General features: G+C 71.3%; 17 protein-coding genes and 1 pseudogene. 10 read left to right on the top strand and 8 right to left on the bottom strand.

Annotated features, from left to right (window positions below):
• Window positions 1–31: 31 nt before the first annotated feature.
• Window positions 32–964, bottom strand: a complete 933-nt coding sequence (cysD, locus tag DVS28_RS17300) for a sulfate adenylyltransferase subunit CysD (protein ID WP_216826113.1) — start codon at window positions 962–964, stop codon at window positions 32–34.
• 352 nt (window positions 965–1316) lie between these two features.
• On the opposite strand from cysD, the gene DVS28_RS17295 reads away from it, so the two are divergent.
• The 8 genes from DVS28_RS17295 (at window position 1317) to DVS28_RS17260 (ending at window position 9446) form a co-directional block, all read left to right on the top strand.
• A complete protein-coding gene (locus DVS28_RS17295) occupies window positions 1317–1514 on the top strand; it encodes a hypothetical protein (RefSeq protein ID WP_114592570.1) in 198 nt (65 codons plus the stop codon).
• Between the two features lie 46 nt (window positions 1515–1560).
• Window positions 1561–2985, top strand: a complete 1425-nt coding sequence (gene leuC, locus DVS28_RS17290; RefSeq protein ID WP_114592569.1) for a 3-isopropylmalate dehydratase large subunit — start codon at window positions 1561–1563, stop codon at window positions 2983–2985.
• A complete protein-coding gene (gene leuD / locus DVS28_RS17285) occupies window positions 2982–3569 on the top strand; it encodes a 3-isopropylmalate dehydratase small subunit (RefSeq protein ID WP_114592568.1) in 588 nt (195 codons plus the stop codon). Before leuC ends, leuD begins: the two co-directional genes overlap by 4 nt.
• Before the next feature lie 82 nt (window positions 3570–3651).
• The gene (locus DVS28_RS17280) at window positions 3652–4203 is read left to right on the top strand and encodes a hypothetical protein (protein ID WP_114592567.1); all 552 of its coding nucleotides are present in this window, start codon (window positions 3652–3654) and stop codon (window positions 4201–4203) included.
• Between the two features lie 180 nt (window positions 4204–4383).
• Window positions 4384–7206 (top strand): DEAD/DEAH box helicase, encoded by a 2823-nt coding sequence (locus DVS28_RS17275; protein WP_216826112.1) that lies wholly within the window; start codon window positions 4384–4386, stop codon window positions 7204–7206.
• Window positions 7203–8000: an SWIM zinc finger family protein gene (locus DVS28_RS17270; RefSeq protein ID WP_114592565.1), complete on the top strand. Its 798-nt coding sequence runs from the start codon at window positions 7203–7205 to the stop codon at window positions 7998–8000. The genes DVS28_RS17275 and DVS28_RS17270 overlap by 4 nt, the downstream gene beginning before the upstream one ends.
• A gap of 70 nt (window positions 8001–8070) precedes the next feature.
• A complete protein-coding gene (locus DVS28_RS17265) occupies window positions 8071–8439 on the top strand; it encodes a PadR family transcriptional regulator (RefSeq protein ID WP_114592564.1) in 369 nt (122 codons plus the stop codon).
• Window positions 8436–9446: a hypothetical protein gene (locus DVS28_RS17260; RefSeq protein WP_114592563.1), complete on the top strand. Its 1011-nt coding sequence runs from the start codon at window positions 8436–8438 to the stop codon at window positions 9444–9446. Before DVS28_RS17265 ends, DVS28_RS17260 begins: the two co-directional genes overlap by 4 nt.
• A gap of 78 nt (window positions 9447–9524) precedes the next feature.
• Here DVS28_RS17260 and DVS28_RS17255 read toward each other — a convergent pair whose 3' ends face one another.
• Both DVS28_RS17255 and DVS28_RS30265 read right to left on the bottom strand, forming a co-directional pair.
• The gene (locus DVS28_RS17255; protein ID WP_114592562.1) at window positions 9525–10004 is read right to left on the bottom strand and encodes a DUF4235 domain-containing protein; all 480 of its coding nucleotides are present in this window, start codon (window positions 10002–10004) and stop codon (window positions 9525–9527) included.
• Window positions 10005–10384: 380 nt separating this feature from the next.
• Window positions 10385–10777: pseudogene (locus DVS28_RS30265) on the bottom strand (phage holin family protein); the annotation flags it as partial.
• Between the two features lie 478 nt (window positions 10778–11255).
• On the opposite strand from DVS28_RS30265, the gene DVS28_RS17245 reads away from it, so the two are divergent.
• The gene (locus DVS28_RS17245) at window positions 11256–12188 is read left to right on the top strand and encodes a sigma-70 family RNA polymerase sigma factor (RefSeq protein WP_108668283.1); all 933 of its coding nucleotides are present in this window, start codon (window positions 11256–11258) and stop codon (window positions 12186–12188) included.
• 84 nt (window positions 12189–12272) lie between these two features.
• The gene (locus DVS28_RS17240) at window positions 12273–12998 is read left to right on the top strand and encodes a lipase family alpha/beta hydrolase (RefSeq protein WP_114592559.1); all 726 of its coding nucleotides are present in this window, start codon (window positions 12273–12275) and stop codon (window positions 12996–12998) included.
• Window positions 12999–13007: 9 nt separating this feature from the next.
• Here the strand turns inward: DVS28_RS17240 and DVS28_RS17235 are convergent, their stop codons facing one another.
• From DVS28_RS17235 to DVS28_RS17215, 5 genes are all read right to left on the bottom strand, one after another.
• Window positions 13008–14270: an RNA polymerase sigma factor gene (locus DVS28_RS17235; RefSeq protein ID WP_216826111.1), complete on the bottom strand. Its 1263-nt coding sequence runs from the start codon at window positions 14268–14270 to the stop codon at window positions 13008–13010.
• Window positions 14271–14630 carry a YciI family protein gene (locus tag DVS28_RS17230; RefSeq protein WP_114592558.1) on the bottom strand — a complete coding sequence of 120 codons (360 nt, stop codon included), beginning with the start codon at window positions 14628–14630 and terminating at the stop codon, window positions 14271–14273.
• A 128-nt stretch (window positions 14631–14758) separates the two neighbouring features.
• Window positions 14759–16489, bottom strand: a complete 1731-nt coding sequence (locus DVS28_RS17225; protein WP_114592557.1) for a hypothetical protein — start codon at window positions 16487–16489, stop codon at window positions 14759–14761.
• A complete protein-coding gene (locus DVS28_RS17220; protein ID WP_164710678.1) occupies window positions 16486–16974 on the bottom strand; it encodes an RNA polymerase sigma factor in 489 nt (162 codons plus the stop codon). Before DVS28_RS17220 ends, DVS28_RS17225 begins: the two co-directional genes overlap by 4 nt.
• A 318-nt stretch (window positions 16975–17292) precedes the next feature.
• Window positions 17293–19404 (bottom strand): CHRD domain-containing protein, encoded by a 2112-nt coding sequence (locus DVS28_RS17215; protein WP_164710677.1) that lies wholly within the window; start codon window positions 19402–19404, stop codon window positions 17293–17295.
• Window positions 19405–19602 lie beyond the last annotated feature (198 nt).

Raw genomic sequence — 19602 nt, 5'->3', positions numbered from 1 at the left:
TCCCCGGTCGGCCCCGGGCGCAGGGTGCTGGTCAGAAGTAGCCCTCGCGCTTCTTCTCCTCCATCGAGCCGGACTGGTCGTAGTCGATGACCCGCCCCTCGCGCTCGGAACGGGTGGCCAGCAGCATCTCCTGGATGATCTCGGGCAGCGTGGTGGCACGGGACTCCACCGCGCCGCTGAGGGGGTAGCAGCCGAGGGTGCGGAAGCGGACCCAGCGCTCCTCGGGCTCCTCGCCGGGCTCGAAGCGGAAGCGGTCGTCGTCGACCATGATCACGACGCCGTCGCGCACGACCACCGGGCGCGGGGCGGAGTAGTACAGCGGCACGATCGGGATCTGCTCGAGGTGGATGTACTGCCAGACGTCGAGTTCCGTCCAGTTCGACAGCGGGAACACCCGCACGGACTCGCCGCCGTTGACCCGACCGTTGTAGTCCTGCCACAGCTCGGGCCGCTGGTTCTTGGGGTCCCAGCGGTGGTTGCGGTCCCGGAAGCTGAAGACCCGCTCCTTGGCCCGTGACTTCTCCTCGTCACGGCGGGCGCCACCGAACGCCGCGTCGAAGCGACCGGCCTCGAGCGCCTGCTTGAGCGCATCGGTCTTGGCGATCGTCGTGTAGCCCTGCGACCCGTGGTCGAACGGGTTGATGTTCTCCTCCCGGACCACCGGGTTGGTGTGGACGATCAGGTCCAGCCCCAGCTCCTCTGCGGTGGCATCCCGGAAGGTGATCATCTCGCGGAACTTCCACGTCGTGTCGACGTGCAGCAGCGGGAACGGCAGCTTGCCGGGAAAGAACGCTTTCCTGGCCAGGTGCAGCATGACCGAGCTGTCCTTGCCGATGGAGTAGAGCATGACCGGCCGTTCGCACTGCGCCACCACCTCCCGCATGATGTGGATGGCTTCGGCCTCGAGCTGGGCGAGGTGGGTCATCCGCTCGGGGGAGCGCAGTGGCGTGGCGAGATCAGTCATGTCGTCCGACAGCCTAGAACGCCGCACCCGGTGGCACGTTGACGAACGGTGCGATCCTCCGGGGCGGGACGGTCGGTTGACGCCTCGCACACGAGCGCGTAGACCGGTAGGCGTGCACCGCGACCACGTCGAGCGTTCTGACCGCCACTTCGGCGGCCGCTCCGTGGTGCCCGCGGTAGGCCTTTTCCTCCTCCTCATTTGATGCCGCGGACGGGGTGTTGCATCCGACCGTTTCGCGGAGCCGATGAGGATGCGTCAAGCTATGGGGGCGCAGGCACGACGACATGACGTGCGCGGCCCCACCAGACGACACGAATCGTCACCGAACGCTGCACGCAGAGGAAGAGATGCCATGACCAAGATCAAGCTGACCGTCCCACCGGACCAGACACCCGCCGAAGAGGCCGCGCTGGTCGCCCGGGTCGCCGCGTCGGTCGCCGAGGCCACCGGCGACACCGACATCCACTTCGAGATCGAGAAGACCGAGGAGGTCAAGGTCCCCGGGCTCATCGGCGACCGCATGGCCACCGGCGCGCGCTGGAACGCCTGATTCCAGCCCCCGCAGCACACCCGCACACGAAAGAAACGACGAACAGATGACCGCCCCTCGCACGCTGGCCGAGAAGGTCTGGGATCGCCATGTGGTGAGCACCAGCCCCGACGGGCCGGACCTGCTGTACATCGACCTGCACCTGGTGCACGAGGTCACCTCCCCCCAGGCCTTCGACGGCCTCCGGCTGGAGGGACGAACCGTCCGCCGGCCCGACCTGACGCTTGCGACGATGGACCACAACGTGCCGACGACCGACCGGTCGCTCCCCGTGGTGGACCAGCTGTCCAAGCAGCAGATGGACACCCTCGAGGCCAACTGCGCCGAGTTCGGCATCCGCGTGTTCAACATGCGTTCGCCGCAGCAGGGCATCGTGCACATGATCGGCCCGGAGCTCGGTGTCACCCAGCCCGGCACGACCATCGTGTGCGGTGACTCCCACACCGCCACCCACGGCGCGTTCGGGGCGCTGGCCTTCGGTATCGGCACCTCCGAGATCGAGCACGTCCTGGCCACGCAGACCCTGGTGCAGAGCCGTCCGAAGACGATGGCCATCGAGGTCGCGGGCGATCTGCCACCCGGCACCACCGCCAAGGACCTGATCCTGGCGATCATCGGACAGATCGGCGTCGACGGCGGCATCGGCCACGTCATCGAGTACCGCGGCGAGGCGATCCGCAACCTCTCCATGGAGGGGCGGATGACGATCTGCAACATGTCGATCGAGGCAGGCGCCCGGGCCGGCCTGATCGCCCCCGACGAAACCACCTTCGGCTACCTCAAGGGTCGTCCGCACGCCCCGCAGGACGCCGACTGGGACGCGGCGCTGGAGTCCTGGCGCGAGCTGGTCACCGACGAGGGCGCGACCTTCGACACCGTCGTGAAGTTCGACGCCACCAAGCTGGTCCCGACCGTCACGTGGGGGACCACCCCCGACATGAGCGTGCCGGTGAACGGCAACGTGCCGACGCCGGAGGAGACCGACGACGCCGACCAGACCCGCCGTGCTCTGGACTACATGGGCCTGGAGGGCGGCGAGGCCGTCACCGACCTGACGCTGGACCGCATCTTCATCGGGTCGTGCACCAACGGGCGGATCACCGACCTGCGCGCCGCCGCCTCGATCGTGGACGGCCAGCACGTCGCCGACGGCGTCCGCGCCATGGTCGTGCCGGGCTCCTACCCGGTGAAGCTGCAGGCCGAGTCCGAGGGCCTGCACCAGGTCTTCATCGACGCCGGCTTCGAGTGGCGCGAACCGGGCTGCTCGATGTGCCTGGGCATGAACCCCGACATCCTCGAGCCGGGGGAGCGGTGCGCCTCGACGTCCAACCGCAACTTCGAGGGACGGCAGGGCAAGGGTGGCCGCACCCACCTGGTCAGCCCCGAGATGGCGGCCGCAGCAGCGATCGCCGGACACTTCGTCGACGTCCGTGACTGGACGCCGGCACCCACGCAGGAGAGTGCCAAGTGAAGCCCGTGACCGTGGTCGAGGGCCGGATGGTCCCGCTGGACCGTGCCGACGTCGACACCGACCAGATCATGCCCAAGCAGTTCCTCAAGCGGATTGAGCGGACCGGCTTCGGCGAGTTCGTCTTCGACGACTGGCGCCAGGACCCCGACTTCGTCCTCAACGACGAACGGTTCGCCGGCGCCACGATCCTCGTCACCGGCCCGAACTTCGGGTCCGGGTCCTCCCGGGAGCACGCCCCGTGGGGCCTGCAGCAGTTCGGCTTCGAGGCCGTCGTCGCCCCGTCGTTCGCCGACATCTTCCGCAGCAACTGCGCCAAGATCGGCCTGCTCTGCGTGCAGCTCGACGAGAAGGTCGTCCGCCAGCTGATCGAGCTGGCCGAGGCGTCGCCGGAGACGGTGTGCACCGTGGACCTGCCGCAGCAGCACCTCTCCGCCGGTGAGGTGGACGCCGACTTCGACTTCGAGGCCCATGCCAAGCACATGCTGGTCAACGGCCTGGACCAGATCGGTCTGACCCTCGAGGACGCTGACGCCATCGAGGCGTTCGAGGCCGACCGTCCGCGCTTCATGCCGGTGACCGCCTGACGCGCACCGGTCTGAGCTCCATCTGAGCCCGAACAGCAGCAGATCCTCGCCGGACGGGCGTGTTCGTGCGACGCTGGGAGACATGGCTGCGCAGCCTTCCCCTTCGCCTGCCGCCCGTCCGCGGGTTCCCGCGCATGCGTGGACATGGCTCCAGCGGTCCCGTCCGGTCCTGACCGAGGTCGCCAGCCAGCTCTACGGCAGCACCGAGGGGCACGTCCTGGACCGCCTCAAGGCCGACTACGCCGAGGACCCGTTCGTGCAGGACCTCGTCGCCCGGGTCGTCTGTGACGTCGCCTTCAACGGCCGCGTGCCCGAACGACGTCCCGCCGGGGCCCGCTGGGACCGCGGCCTGACGTGGTGGGCCGCCCACCTCGCCGGCGTGTCGACCAAGGAGTTCGACGCCCGGTCGGAGGGCAGCTCGCCCCCGCAGGCTCGGCTGTTCGGTCCCCAACCCCCGCCCGACGCGACCGCGAACGACCCCGGGCCCGTCCCCAGGCGACGTCCGCTCGTCAGCGTCGAGCGGCGCGCGATGATCCAGGCGCTCCGCGACATCCTCGCCTCCGGTGACGGCCACACGGTGCCCGCCGACGCCGTCCGCGCGCTGCTGCAGTCCCTCGAGGCCGAGCAGCAGTAGCCGAAAGGCACATCGCGCCGTCCGACGCAACTCCCGGGGACGGCCGCTCGGACCGCATGTGGCTACCAAGTCGCTGCACGGGACGGGTAGCGTGGTCCGTCGATCTTTTGAGATCCACCAATGCGCCCACAGCTCTCCTTCACCCCCGCCCCAGCCGCCCCGTCACAGGGCCGTCTCGTCGTGTTCGCTCCCGGAAGCGACGACCTGACGGACTGCAAGAACCTCGTCGCCGCCATGGGGGTGAGCGGCGAGGCGACATCGGTCCGCATGGCCGTCCCCCGCGGCGCGAAGGCCGAGGTCGTCGATGTCGAAGCGGTCTGCGTGCCGCTCGACGTCACGGTCCTGCGGTGGCTGCTGACCGACGGCGGGGACCGCAACCAGCCCGCATCGGTCCGTGCCTGGAGCGTCGCGGCCCGCATCGCGCTGGCCGCCGTCGGCTCCCACCACCTGCTGCCACGCCTCGTGTCCGGCGACCCCGACGACGTCGACGAACACGGTCGCGTCCCGATCACCGCCGCCTGGCAGGTCGACGTCGAGTCCGACCCGACCGTCGTCGAAGCGCTGGGCCGCCTGGCCGACGCCATGCCCGCCAGCGCCTGCGCCGTGGCGCTTGACGACGCCACCGCCTGGGACCGCCGCCGCCTGCTCGTGGAGTTCTGCCACGCCGTCGGTGACGTCATGGTGCGCGAAGGCTCCCCGCCCCCGTCGGGGCGGCCCCGCGAACGCCTGCTGCCGTGGACGACCCGCTGGTCCGAAGCGCTCGGTGACACCGCCGACCCCCTCGTCCCGCTGCGCGACGACGGGCCCGACCTGGTCGCCGGCGTCGAGGGCTGGACCGCCCGCGTCGACACCGACGCCACCCTCGTGCTCAACCTCGACGCGCCCGAGGACCCCTCCGGCCCGTGGACCCTCACCTTCGCGGTCCGCGACCCCGAGGACACCGAGATCCCCGCCACCGAGGTGTGGGCCGACCCCGACCGCGGGCTGACCGAGCCGTTCCTGTCGGGCCTGTCCCGCGCGGCCCGGGCGTTCCCGCCGATCGACCCGGCGCTGGCCAGCGAGTCGCCCACCCACGTCGAGCTCGACCTCGACCAGGTGTGGCAGTTCCTCACCGACGCCGCCCCGCTGCTGTCGGGCTCCGGCGTCGACGTCAACCTGCCGGCCGCCCTGTCCGACGAGGGCATCAACGCCCAGATCCGCCTGTCGACCAACGACGACGACGGCACCGTCGACGCCGTCTGGGAGATCGCGCTGGCCGACCGCGTCCTCGACGACGCCGAGGTCGAACGGCTGGCCACCACGGGCGCCAACATCGCCCATCACGACGGACGCTGGGTGCTCCTCGACGACGAGATGCGCCAGGCCCTGGCCACCCGCGGCCACCGCGAGACCGTCGGCAAGGCCGAGGCGCTCGCCATGGCGCTGGCCGGCACCACGGGGGAGGAGTGGTTCGGCGCCGGGACCGCCGCCCAGCGGATCGTCGTCGACGACGGCCTCGGCGACCTGATCGACGCGCTCCGCAACGCCGGCGACCTGCGTGAGGTACCCGAGGTCCCCGAGGGCTTCGAGGGCCTGCTGCGTCCTTACCAGCAGCGCGGTGTCGCCTGGATGGAGGGCATGGCCGACCTGGGCATGGGTGCGGTCCTCGCCGACGCGATGGGCCTGGGAAAGACCATCCAGCTGATCGGCCTGATGCTGCGCCGGCCCGGCCCCTTCCTCGTCGTCTGCCCGACGTCGGTGGTCGGCAACTGGGAACGCGAGGTGCAGCGGTTCGGCCCGTCGCTGGAGGTCCAGCGCCACCACGGCACCGACCGTGCGACCGACCTCGAGGGGTTCACCGGCGTCCTGGTCACCTCCTACGGCACGCTGCGCCGTGACGTCGACCTGCTGTCGAGCCTGCGCTGGCAGGTCGTCGCGCTCGACGAGGCCCAGCAGGTCAAGAACCCCCAGACCGCCGCCGCACAGGCCGTCCGTGCGCTGGACACCGCGTCGACGTTCGCGCTGACCGGTACGCCGCTGGAGAACCGCCTGACCGAGCTGTGGGCCGTCATCGACGCCACCAACCGCGGGCTGCTCGGCACGCAGGGCACGTTCAACAAGCGGTTCGTCGGCCCCGTGGAAGTTCGTCGTGACTCGCGCGCCGCCGAACGGCTGCGTCGCCTCGTCTCGCCCTTCATCATGCGCCGCACCAAGGACGACCCCGAGGTCGCCAAGGACCTGCCGGACAAGATCGAACGCACCGTCGTCTGCGCCCTCACCAAGGAGCAGGCCGACCTCTACAAGGAGGTCACCAAGAAGGCGCTGGAGGAGCTGTCGCAGGCCGACGGCATCGGCCGACGCGGCAAGATCCTCGCCCTGCTGACCGCGCTGAAGCAGGTGACCAACCACCCCGCCCAGTACAAGAAGGAGGGCGGCCCGATCCTGGGACGCTCCGGCAAGCTGGCCACCCTGCGCGAGATCATCGGCGAGGTCGCCGACGCCGGCGACCAGGCGCTGATCTTCACCCAGTACACCCGCATGGGCGACCTGCTGGCCGAGCAGCTCGAGGCCGACCTCGGCATCCAGGTGCCGTTCCTGCACGGCGGGCTGTCGCTGTCGCGGCGTGACAACATGGTCGCGGACTTCCAGCAGGGCTCGGCCGCCCCGGTGCTGATCGTCTCCACCCGCGCCGGTGGTACCGGCCTGAACCTCACCGCCGCCACCCACGTCGTGCACTACGACCGCTGGTGGAACCCGGCCGTGGAGGACCAGGCCACCGACCGTGCCCACCGCATCGGGCAGACCCGCACGGTGGAGGTCCACAAGCTGGTCACCGCCGGCACCATCGAGGAGCGGATCGCAGAGATGCTCGAACGCAAGCGTGCGCTGGCCGACGCAGTCGTCGGCGCCGGCGAGTCCTGGATCACCGAGCTCGACGACGCCGCGCTGGCCGAGCTGGTCAGCCTGTCCGCCGACGCGCCGCTGGTCGACGAGATCGACGAACGCCAGGGGGCCAGCCGATGACGGTCTCGTGGGGAGAGCGCTGGCGCAGCGTCCTCGGTGGCCCCGACCACGAGCTGGTCCGCCGGGTCCGGCAGGGCCGGGCGACCTACCGCTCCGGCCGGGTCTCCGACGTCCGCCTGGCGGCCGGTCGCGTGTCGGCACGCGTGCAGGGCTCCCGGGCCACGCCGTTCCTGGTCGAGGTCGAGATCCCGCTGCTCAGCGACGAGGACTGGGACGTCGTCATCGACCTGCTGGCGGGCAAGGTCCGCTACCGTGCGCGGCTGCTGGCCGGCCACGAGCCCGAGGGGCTGGCCGAGGAGGCCGAAGCCGCCGGGGTGCGCCTGTTCCCGACCATGGACGAGATCGCCGTGGCGGCGGGGCACAGCGGCGAGTCGCCGTTTCCCGTCGTCGGCGCCGGCGTGTGGGAAGCCGTCGCGGCCCGCCTGGACTCCAGTCCCTTCCCGCTGCTGAAGCTGCGGGGGAGGGGACGCGAGCGGATCCTGCGCGACATCGCCCGCCGTCGTCGTGACGGGGAGGCCAACGGCCCCCTCGGCGTGCCGGTGGAGGAGATCGACCTGCTCGGGTGGTCCTCCGAACGGTCCCCGCTGGGTGCGGTCGCCGTTCCCCGCGTGCGGATCCCCCGGACCGACGCGCCGCAGCTGCAGGTCCTCGGCGACCCCGAGGGCTGGGCCGGCGCGCTGTCGGCTGCCGACCTGTTCGGTCCGCTCGTGGCCGGCGGTGCCGCTGAGGCCCGCAAGCTGCTGACCGGCGCCGACGAGGTCGACGAGCTGGTCGAGCCCGACCCCGAGGACTGACGCGCGTCAGGGGAGGGGCCTCGGACCGATTCTGCTTGCTATGGGAAGATATCTTCCCCATAGTGGGGACATGGCCCGTCGCACGCCCGGTTCCCTGCTTCCCATCGAGGTGGACATCCTCGAGACGGGCCTCGCGCTGCGCCGGACGGGGGAGGGCTCGTTCCACGGGTTCCACCTGGCGCGGGCGATCGCCGACGGTGGTGCTGCCCGCACCCTGACCTCGCACGGCACGCTCTACAAGGCGCTGTCGCGGCTGGAGGACCGGGGACTGCTGGAGTCGACGTGGGAGGACCCCGACATCGCCACGGCCGAGGGGCGTCCGAGGCGTCGGCTGTACGAGATCACGGGCCAGGGCGAACGGGTGCTGGCCGGCTGGACGCAGTCGCACCGGACCGCCCGAGGGGCACGGGCACGCTCGGGGGAGCTGGGCACGGCATGACCGCCGTGGACCGCGTGACCGCGCTGGACCGGGCCGAACGGCTGGTGCTGGGGTGGGCGCAGGTCTACACGCGTGGGCTCTCGGCCGACGCAGCCGAGCGTCGGCTCGGCGGGCTTCAATCGGACTGCCACGAGCAGCGCTGCTGGGGCGACGAGGTCGGCGCCTCCCCGGTGGCAGTGGCCACCTCGATGGTGGCCCGAACCCTGGCGGGCATGCCCGCTGACCTCCTCTGGAGGCGAACCGCACACGCGACAGCACGGGATCGGTCGCGCATCACGAGAGGCGAGACGATGCGCATGGTGAAGACGTACTGGTGGCTGGCCCTGGCCGTGGTCGTGGGGCTGCTGGAGGTGGCCCTCGGTGTGGCCCTCCCGTTGGAGGAGCAGAACACCGGCGCCCTGATCGGCGGGATCGTGATCGCGGGCCTCGGCCTGGTGTCGATCGCAGGGATCGCGGTCCGCCGACGGCGGGTGGTGCTGGGTGACCTCCTGATCGCCGGCGGGGCGTTGCCGGTCATGCCCTGGCTGTGGACGATCGTGCTGCCCGTCCTTGGCCTGGCGGTGATCGTCGCGGCCCTGGTCGACGCGGCCAACCACGCCGCGGTCGCCGCGCCGGACACGACGGCGAACCCGATCGGGCGTGACGCCTTCGTGCTGCCGATGGTCGGGACGGTCGTCGCGTGCGTGCTTGCCGCCGTCGTCATCGGGGACGGCGCCACCGCCGTGTGGCTGGTGACGCCGCCGGTCGCACTGCTGGTGAGCTGGGTCGCGCTGCGCCACCGCGTCCACGGGTCGCCGCTGATGTTGACGGGCCTCGTGCTGATCAGCGCCAGCGTCGGCTCCACGGTGATCGCGGTTGCGAGCTCGTGGCTGCCGGTCGACATCTACGAGGACCAGGGGTTCCTCGATGTGTTCGTCCAGCTGCTCGTCGTCGCGGCGTTGGTCGTCGGCGTGGTGCTCGTCGGTGTCGGGCTGCGACGCGGTCGTGACCGGGCCCGACCTGCCTGAACGACCCAGCCAGCCCGATGGTCGGGCGGCGGGTCTCGCTCGAGACGATCCTGCCGCCGCCCGGCCGCCCAGCAGCGGTCAGTCCTTGTCGTGCGCCTTGCCGGAGGCGGTCTTGTCCAGCGCCGGGGGCCTGCGGCCGGTGGCCTTGATCCAGCCGGTCGCCGCCCCGCGCTGGGCGACGACGGTGGCAACTCCGACACCGAGGCCCGTCAGGGCGGTCCACAGGATCGCGTCCTTGGCGGAGATGTCGGGGTCGACCGGGTTCTTGGGCGGGTCGTGGTCGGGGACCAGCTTGGCCCAGACGGAGCCCAGGACCTTCGTGGTGGCCAGGCCGGCTACCGCGGCGGCCACGCCGGCCACGGCCTTCCATGCGAAGGACTCCATGCGGAACAGCACCTCCAGCCGGACCTCGGAGTCCAGCATGTCGATATCGGCGACGAGCTTGCGACGGGCTGCCTCCACGGCAGCCACCTGGGGCGCGAGCTCGGGTTTGTCGAGCGGGGTCAGGGCGTCCGGCAGGTACCCCTCGGGCATCGCCGGCAGGTGATCGTCGGTCACGAGGAGGGCCCCTCGGTCGGGTCGGTCTCGGACGTCGTGATGGGCTGCGTTGCGCCCTGCGGGCCGGCCGGGGGCTTCTTCGCCGGCGGCGCGGGTGGGACCGCGGAGGCGTCGGGGCGACCAAGCGCGGCGGAGCGCGGGTCAGCGGGGATCGTGGCGGCCGGACTGGTGTGGGCGGGGGAGGTCGTGGCCTCCACGGCGGGGGAGGAGGTGCGGGCCGCGTCGCCCGGGCCGATCGGCTCGGGGCCCTTCGACCCGCCGGTCAGGCGCTGCTTCACGTCGGCGAAGGTCTCTGCCAGCGTGGTCTTGGCGTCGTCGACACCCTGCTTGGCGCTGACCTTGGCCTGGTCGACCGCGGCGGTGGCCGCCTGCTTGGACTCCTCACGCGATGCCGAGGACTGCTTCAGCGACAGCTCGGCCTTCATCTTCTGCATCCCGAAGTAACCCAGCAGCGCGATCGCGATGATCAGCAGCAGCAGGACCAGCCCGCTGGCCGCCCACGCCGGCATGAACGTGGCGAAGACGAACCCGAGCCAGACGAGGAACGCCTGGATGGCGAGCCAGCCGATGATGGCCGCGCCGATGAAGAAGCCGGCACCCATGGCCTTGGACTTCACGCCCTCCGCGATCTCGGCCTTGGCCAGGTCGATCTCGGCGCGGAGCAGCTGCTGCAGGTCGGTGACCACGACCTTGGCGGCGTCCGTGGCCCCCCTGTTGGGGCGGCGTCCCACCAGCCGCGCCAGCGGTGGCTCTCGGTCGGTTGTCCTGTTCATCGGTTCGCGTGTCCCTGCCGTGTCGCTGGCGAGCGGCCTGTTGGTGCCCTTCGGGCGGGCGGGGCAAACCGTACCGGTCCGCGCCTGCGCTGTGTAGTCACGCGCCGACCTCGACGGGCCGGCCCGTCAGCGTTGACGGTAGCGCCCGGCCGGACATATGGAGGATCGTCGGCCAAATAGGTGCTTGATCCAGGTGCAGGGTTCAGTCATTGTGGCCAGGACGGGCCGCCTCGTGGTCAAGGTCCACGCTCCGTGGCCGATCACTCGGGGGACACCTACGCTGGAGAAACGGACCGGCAACCCATCCAACCGTCGAACAAGCCCGCAGCAGGAATACCGCCTGAGGGTGACGAACTCAACAGAAACTGATGCGCCGTTCCGTTGCGGAAGCCGGAAACCACCTCGACAGCGTCGACGTGCTCCCGGATGCCAGCGGTCGCCGACACCCCACACGACACCGAGGAGTGGTGAGCCCCACGTGGCCCAGATCATCGAGGAAATGCCGCTGCACGACCATGTGCAGCTGTACCTGCGCGAGATGGCGCGAACCGCACTGCTCACGGCCGAGGAGGAAGTCGACCTCGCCAAGCGGTACGAAGCCGGACTCGAAGCCGATCGCGTGCTCGGTGCCACGGAGAAGATGGGTGCGAAGCGGAAGCGTCAGCTGAACCGTGTGCGCAACGACGGCCGCCGTGCCAAGGAGCGCCTGGTCCAGGCCAACCTCCGCCTGGTCGTCAGCGTCGCCAAGCGGTACCAGGGCCAGGGCCTGCCCCTGCTCGACCTGATCCAGGAAGGCAACCTCGGCCTGCTGCGTGCCGTCGAGAAGTTCGACTACCGCCGTGGGTACAAGTTCTCCACCTACGCCACCTGGTGGATCCGTCAGGCCGTCGGACGTGGTGTCGCCGACAAGGGCCGCACGATCCGCCTGCCCGTCCACATGATGGAGCGCGTCCGTCGTGCCCTGTCGATGCAGCGTGACCTGGCCGAGGCCCTGGGCCGCGAGCCGCAGATCGAGGAGCTCGCCGAGGAGCTCGGCGAGGACGTCGAGACCGTCGAGGAGCTGCTGACCTACGCCCGCACGCCCACGTCGCTGGAGACCCCGGTCGGCGAGGACGGCGACGCCGAGCTCGGCGACTTCATCGAGGACCGCAACGCCGACGACCCCATGGAGGTCGCCGCCAAGGGCCTGGCTCGCCAGGAGCTGCTGGACGTCGTGGCCGGCCTGCCCGAGCGCGAGCGCATCATCCTCGAGCTGCGCTTCGGCCTGCTCGACGGCGAGGCCCGCACCCTGGACGACGTCGGCCGCTACTTCGGCCTGACCCGCGAGCGCATCCGTCAGCTGGAGGCCCGCGCCCTCTCCAAGCTGCGGCACCCCTCCCGTGGCCGTGCGCTGAGCGACACCGCCGCGTAGCACAGAACACGTTGTCGAGGCCCGGATCCGTCCGGGCCTCGCCTCGTTTTCGCCGGCGGTGGACGGCGTGGTGAGAATGGGCGCATGCCGATCCTGACGCCAGAGGACGTGGCCAACCTTCCGCACCCCAACCGTGGGCCGCGAAGGCAGGGCCTGTGGATCGAGGCGCAGTCGGCCGTGCAGCCGCTACGGCTGGGGCTGGCGACGCGTCGGCTGGCGGCCGCACCGAAGGGGAGCGGCCGGCCGGTCATGGACATCCCCGGCTGGCGCACCGGTGAGGCGTCGATGGCGCCGCTGCGCACCTACCTGCGGCGGCGTGGCCACCATGCCGTCGGCTGGGGCGGCGGCGTCAACTCCGGCGACCTGCCGCGCGACGTCCCGTTGACCGTCGAGGCGGTCAGGACGCTGGCCGACCACACCGGTGACCGGGTGGCGCTGGTGGGCTGGAGCCTGGGTGGGGTGATCGCCCGTGAGGTGGCCCGCACCGTGCCCGACCTGGTCCGGCGGGTCATCACGATGGGCAGCCCCATCGCCGGTCCGCCCGCCTACACGGTGTTCTCCGGACGGATGGCGGAGGCCACCATGCAGCAGCTGCTGGACCGGCAACGGGCGCGGGAGGAGCAGCGGCCGCTGACGATGCCCGTCACGACGATCTTCACCCGCAAGGACCGGATCGTCGCCTGGCCTGCCTGTGTGGACCGCCACACCAAGGGCGTGGAGCACGTCGAGGTCGACTCGACCCACTTCAGCCTCGGCATCGACCCCGACGTCTGGCTGGTCGTCGCCGAACGGCTGGTCGCCGACGACTGATCCCGGAGGTCAGCTGACGTCGTCGGCGGCCTCTGGGGAGCGGGCACGGGCGAGGAGGAACGTCCGCTCGGCCTCGTTGGTGGCCAGGTCGGCCGCGGTCGTCCACGCCGCGCGCGCCTCCTGTGTGCGACCGAGGCGGTGCAGCAGCTCGGCCCGGGTCGCGTGCACGGGATGGTGGGCGGCGTCGCCGAGCTCGTCGAGGACGGCCAGCCCTGCGGCCGGGCCCTCCAGCTCGGCGGTGGCCACCGCCCGGCCGATCGTCGCACCCGGACTCGGCGCCACGACCTCCAGCTGCCGGTACAGGGCCAGGACCTGTCGCCAGTCGGTGTCGGCCATCGTCGGGGCGTCGCTGTGCACGGCGTTGATGGCCGCCTGGATCTGGTACGGGCCGGGCCGTCCACGGCGCAGGCAGCGGTCGACGAGGGCCTGCCCCTCCGCGATCAGGGCGACGTCCCAGCGGGAGCGGTCCTGATCGGCGAGCCGCACCAACGACCCGTCGGCCGCGGTGCGGGTGCCCCGACGCGACGCCAGCAGCAGCATCAGTGCCAGCAGCCCCAGCACCTCCGGCTCGTCGGGCATCAGCAGCGCCAGCAGCCGGCCGAGGCGAACCGCCTCGTCGCAGAGGTCGTCGCGCACCAGGTCCGGCCCGGTCGTGGCGACGTAGCCCTCGTTGAAGATCAGGTAGACGACCGCCAGGACCCCGGCGAGGCGGTCGGGCAGCTCGGCGTCATCGGGCACCCGGTAGGGGATGCGGGCGGCGCTGATCTTGCGCTTGGCGCGGACCAAGCGCTGCGACATCGTCGACTCGCTGACGAGGAACGCCCGGGCGACCTCGTCGGTCCGCAGGCCACCGAGGACCTGCAGGGTGAGGGCCACCCGCGCCTCTATCGACAGGGCCGGGTGGCAGCAGGTGAAGAGGAGGCGAAGGCGGTCGTCCTCCGTGGGGTCCTCGAACGGCACGTCGTCACCTCCAAGTCCTGCGATGTCCTCGACGACGGCACGGCGCTGCCGGTCCTCGCCGACCCGGCGTCGCCGGATCCGGTCGATGGCCCGGCGGCGGGCCGTCGTGGTGATCCAGCCGCCGGGGTTGGGCGGAACGCCGTCGACGGGCCAGCGGTCGGCTGCGACGGCGAACGCCTCGGCGACGGCCTCCTCGGCTAGGTCCAGGTCGCCCAGGACCCGGCGGAGGGTCGCCACGCACCGCCCGTACTCGGCCCGGAAGATCCGGTCGAGCTCGGGTTGCTGCAGCTGGGCTGGCTGCAGGTCGGGCACCTACTCCTCGGGTTCGGGCTGGAAGGGGCGCACCTCGACCGGGCCCCGGCAGGCGGTGGCGGCGTCCTTGGCCAGCGCCAGGGCCTCGTCGAGGTCCTCGGCCGTCAGGACCCAGAACCCACCGATGTACTCGCGGGCCTCGATGAAGGGACCGTCGGTGATCACGTGGTCGCCGTCGGCGGCGCGAACCACGGTCGCGGTCTCGCGGGGCTCGAGGCCGCCGCCGAAGACCCAACGGCCCTCGTCCATCACGCGCTCGTTGAAGGCACCGACGTCGGTGAACATCTGCTCCATCTCCTCGGCGCTGGGCGGGGCCTCGCCCTCGACGTGGTGGACGGCGAAGAGGTACTGCTGCGGCATGTCGTTCTCCCTTGGTGCTGCGGCGCCGCGGTTCGGCGCCGTCACCCTAGCCACGAACGGCGGCGGGTCGGAACAGACAGCCTGACAAGAATTTCCTCGGTTTCTTTCCACGGCTGTCGACCGAGGGGTCAGTCCCCGGCCACGAAGTACCGCCAGGTGCCGTCCTCGGCGATGCCGACCCGCCAGCCGTAGTACGCCTCGTCCTGCACGAACTCGCGGGGCCACGCCCACAGGTCGGTGTCGGGCACGGGGGTCCCGGGCGCGGCGAGCAGGTCGGCGAGGATGCCAAGCACGTCGGTGCCCTCGGCCTGCAGCTGCTGGTAGTACGCGATCGGATCCGCCGGTGCGCCGAAGCTCGCGGTGAAGCCGTCCTCGGGGACCATGGCGCCCAGCGCGGCCCAGTCGCCCTTCTCGGCGAGGACCCGCAGCCGGTCGGCGGTGGCCGCCGCGAGCTCGGGTGTCCCGTCCTCCTCGGCTTCTGCAGGACCGAGGTCCGTGGGGGAGGTCGTGGGTCCTCCAGGTGCGGTGGGGCTCGGCTCGGGCGGGACGGTCGGGGTTGGTGCCGCGGTTGGCGTTGATGACGTCCCGTCCTTGGAGAGGAGGGCGGCCGAGACCGCCTCGGGGAGATCCACCGTGGTGGTCAGCCCGCCGTTGGCCAGCACGGTCAGGGCGGTGACGGCGCCGTTGCCCATCACCGCGGTGTTGCCGAGGCCGTCGAGGAACAGCGGGTCGCCCGGAGTCCAGGTCAGCTCGGTCGTGGTGGCCTGCACGTCGATGCCGGTGGTCGTCAAGCCGTGGACAAGCGGTCGTTCGTCGGTCGAGACCGCAGGGTTGTCGCTGCCGACGACCCACCCGTCGTCGGTGTCCAGCACGCGCGGGATGCCACGGGCCGACTGTCCCACCAGGACCGGAACGTCTTCGACCGTGAGGGTGCCGTCCTCGAAGGAGACCGCGACGGGTTCGACCGCGGCGTCGCCGTCGGGCCCGATCATGCGGACGTGCAGCCGGCTCTCGGCCGGCTGGCCCGGCACGACGGTCCACGCGACGGCCTGTGGGTCGGCGCCCGGGAACGACGTGTCGAGTGCCTGCACCTCGCCTTCGGGGAAGCGGTCGGCCCAGGCGACCGCCCGGACCTGCGTGCTGGCCTCGCCCGGCCCGGCAGGGTTGGTCAGCCAGGCGAGAGCGGACCCGTCGCTGGCGAACACCGGCGCGCCGGCGCAGGTCGTGGTGCCGGGATCGACCGGGTTGGTCTCGGTGCCGTGGACGAGAACCCCGAGCTCGTCGGTGCTGTCGTCCGTGGGACCGACTGACCAGCCCGTGTCGACGCCGAGGGTCGTCCAGGACAGCTGGCCGCAGCCGGCGGCGTCCTCGGTGCGGATCACCAACGTGAACGCGCTGGGGGTACCGCCGGGAAGGACGGCCAGGTCGGTCACCGCCCCGTCGGTCTCGAGGAGGCCGGTGACGACGGGGGTGCCGTCCGGTTCGATCATGTGGACCCCGTCGGCATCCGTGTACACGATGGCGGCTGCGTCGGTCGCGGGCCCGGCCGGAACGTCCTGCGCGACATCGGCGGTGGGTGCGTCGCCGACACCCGGGTCGAAGGTGATGGAGGTGTCGGGCACGTTGCCCAGGACCATGACACCGGCCAGCACCGCCGCGGCGCCGGCCACGGCCAGGCCACCGACCTGCACGGTGCGTCGGCGACGCCGGCGCTGCTGGACCCGTCGCCAGCCGTCCGGTGATGGTTGGACGGCAGCGGCGGAGGCGTGCAACCCCTCCCGCAGCCGCTGCTCGAATGCGGTCATCGGCTGGGTGCTGTCGGTGCTGGTGCGGCCGGTGTCGTCGTGACGGTCGCTCATCGCTCGTCCTCCTCCATGATCCCCCGCAGGGTGGTCAGCCCTCGCGACACGCTGGACTTGACCGTTCCTTCGCTGACCCCGAGTGCGGCGGCGGTGTCGGCCACCGACAGGTCGGCGTAGTACCGCAGGACCACAGCAGCCCTCGTCCTCGACGGCAGCTGGTCCAGCGCGTGGAGGACGGCGTCGGCGTCGGCGATCCGCTCGTCGTGCCCGTAGGTGCCGCGGTGGTCGCCCTTGCGTCGTGCTGCCTCGCGGCGTCGGACGCCGAGCTTGCGGAACCACGAGTTGACCTCGTTGACGACCGCCCGACGCACGTAGGCGCCGATGTCGTCGACGGGCCCGCGTTCGAGCCGGCGGTGCACCTTCAGCCACACGGTGGCCACGGCGTCCTCGGCCTGCTCGTGGTCGCCGCACAGCAGGTAGGCCAGCCGCACCGCCCCGGCATGGTGGGCGGCAAAGGCCTGCTCCAGCGACGTGGCAGTCACCGGCGGCACGGATCGGGGTCGGTGGTCATGGACAAGTGGTGGCATCTCACCATGTCCGACGTCCCACCCTCCCCAGGGGTTGAGTTCCGGCGACGATCGTAGGAACCGGTGCACGGGTGCCCCCCTCGCCACAATCGTGGCCGGATGCCAAACCCGGGAGGTTGGTGACCGGCGACGATCGTAGGGGCGGGAGCAGGGGTGCACCCCTCGCCACAATCGTGTCCGGATGCCGATCTCGGCGGGCCAGTCGTGAGCGGGAACCACCCCGGACACGAAACGGGCCGGGACGCGAGGTCCCGGCCCACCTCGATCACCCGGCTACGGGATGATGTACTGCGGGTTGGCCTGTCCGCGGATGGCGCCTGCCGGGAACGCGTCGGTGTGGACGTTCACGTAGTGGCCAGCCGGGTCGGCCAGGAAGGCGGACAGCACATCGGGTGTGGTGTCCTCCATGCAGTCGGCATGCACGGGAATGCCTGCCGGGGAGACGGACAGCGCGAGCAGGACGTCGCCGGACTCGTCGGCCCCACCGGTGTGGATGTGGGCGGCCGTCGCCGGACCCTCCAGCCCACCGGCGATGGTGAGGTGGCAGACCTGGTCCTCGTCGTTGACGGTCAGGAACGACACGCCGCCGGCCATCGGGGCACCCGGACCGGGGACCTCCTGGTCGCCGGACAGGTCGGCGACGATGAACTCGTCGAACGCGAACAGGTTGTCCCGGACCGCGCCGCCACCGAACTCCTCGGAGTGCACGTTGATGTAGAACTCGCCGGGGTTGGCGAAGATCTCGTCGACCAGGTCCTGGTCGACATCGAGCAGGCAGCCGTTGGCCTCGTGGTCACCGGGTCCCGGAACGCCCAGGGGGATCACCACGTCGCCGTTCTCGCCGGCCGCCGCGCGATGCACGTGCGCACCGGTGATCGTGTCGACCAGCAGGGTGTCGTAGGCCCAGCACATGCCACCGCCGTCGGACGGACGGGCCAGCCCGCCGATGCCGTTGCCGGCCCCAGCGCCGTCGGGGACCTCGTTGTCGCCCTCGAGGATGCCGATGACGGACGCCGGGCTGATGAACGGGGTGAACACCACGGCCCCGACCACGTCACACGCGGCCTCGTCGACACCGGGCGCACAGCGGACGTTCCGGGCGCCGAAGAACGTCAGGAGCACCGAGCTCTCGAACGTGGCCAGGGCGTCCTGGGTGACCGCGGGCACGTCCGGCCCGTTGGTCAGCAGCACGGCCGACCGCAGCGCGGAGGCGCCGAAGCCCTGTGCCCATGCGTTGTCGTTGAACCCGTCGACCAGCACGACGTTGCCGTACTGGACTCCCAGGCCGTCCATGTAACCCATCAGCGCCGCAGCGGTGCCGTCGCGGCTGGCCCCGGCCACCCGTTCCCAGGTGATGCCGAGGTCGTCGAGGCCATCGGTCACCGCCGAGGGCACAGCGGCCTCACCACCGACGACCACGACGTGGCCGATGCCGTTGGTGGCCAGGAAGGAGCCGACACCTGCCGGCAGCCCGTCGGGCCCGGCCACCAGGATCGGGATGCCCATGTTGGCCCCGGCCGACGCTGCGCCCAGGGAGTCGGCGAAGCCGGCCGTCGGGTTGTCCTCGGTGCCGAACGCGCGGGCGATGATCGCGCCGGGCTGCGGTGTGTCCGACGGCGGCTGGGCGAACCCGCCACCGGCGACGAAGAACCGGTCGGCAAGGTCGATCGCGGTTTCGATGCGGGTGTCACCGGCGACGCGGGTGACCGTGAAGCCGGCCGCCTCGAGCTCGCCGACCACGTCCTCGCTGACGGCCGCGGTGCCGCCCACGACCACGACCTGCTGGGCGGTCAGGCGCTGCAGCTCGGCCAGGACCCGGTCGTCGAGGGCGTCGGTCGGGGTCACCAGGAACGGCCGGCCGGTGGCACCGGCGGCCAGCAGGTCGGCGAAGTCGTCGTCACGGCCCAGCAGCACCGTTTCCTGCGGACCGTCCAGCAGCGACGTCCAGGCGATCGCCGCGGCGACGTTGCTGTCGTCGGTGGCGGTTACCGTGGTGAACTCCGCGGTCGGGGGGACCTGGGGTTCGGGCGCCTCTGTGCCCTCCTCGTACACGGTGAGGAAGCCGCGCTGACCGGCGTCGGGGGACCCGTGGAACCGGCAGAAGTAGCCGATCTGGCCCGCCTCCTCCGGCGTGTAGGAGAACGTGTCTCCGGGGTTGAACAGGTTGTCGAACGATCCATCGGCCGCGGTCACGGTGTGGGTCGCCGTGCCGTTGTTGGTCCACTCGACCGTGGTGCCGAGCTCGACGACCGCGTCGTAGGGCTCGTAGGCGAACTCGATGATGCTGATCTCGGTGGCCTGCGCGGACGCGGGCCCCGCCAGTACCGACAGGACGAGTAGCGCGGTGGCCAGCACGGCCGTGGCGGATCGGACGAATCTCTGCATGACAGTCCCCTTCGTTCGTGTCCCCGGAAAAATGCGGTCGCCCGCCCGTTGCCGGGGTGTGATCAAGCCCTCCTCGAACGGTGTCGGGGGAAGCCCCTCAGCCCTGGTGCTGACGCACCTTCGCCGCCCGAGATCCATGACGTTAACCGTTGAGATATCGTCGTGTCGTGCTTTCTCGGCGATCGCTGATCCGGGGCA

The sequence above is a fragment of the Euzebya pacifica genome (genome assembly GCF_003344865.1).
Taxonomy (GTDB): domain Bacteria; phylum Actinomycetota; class Nitriliruptoria; order Euzebyales; family Euzebyaceae; genus Euzebya; species Euzebya pacifica.
Note: the sequence above shows the minus strand (reverse complement) of the source record. Positions and strands in the feature narration are given on the sequence as shown.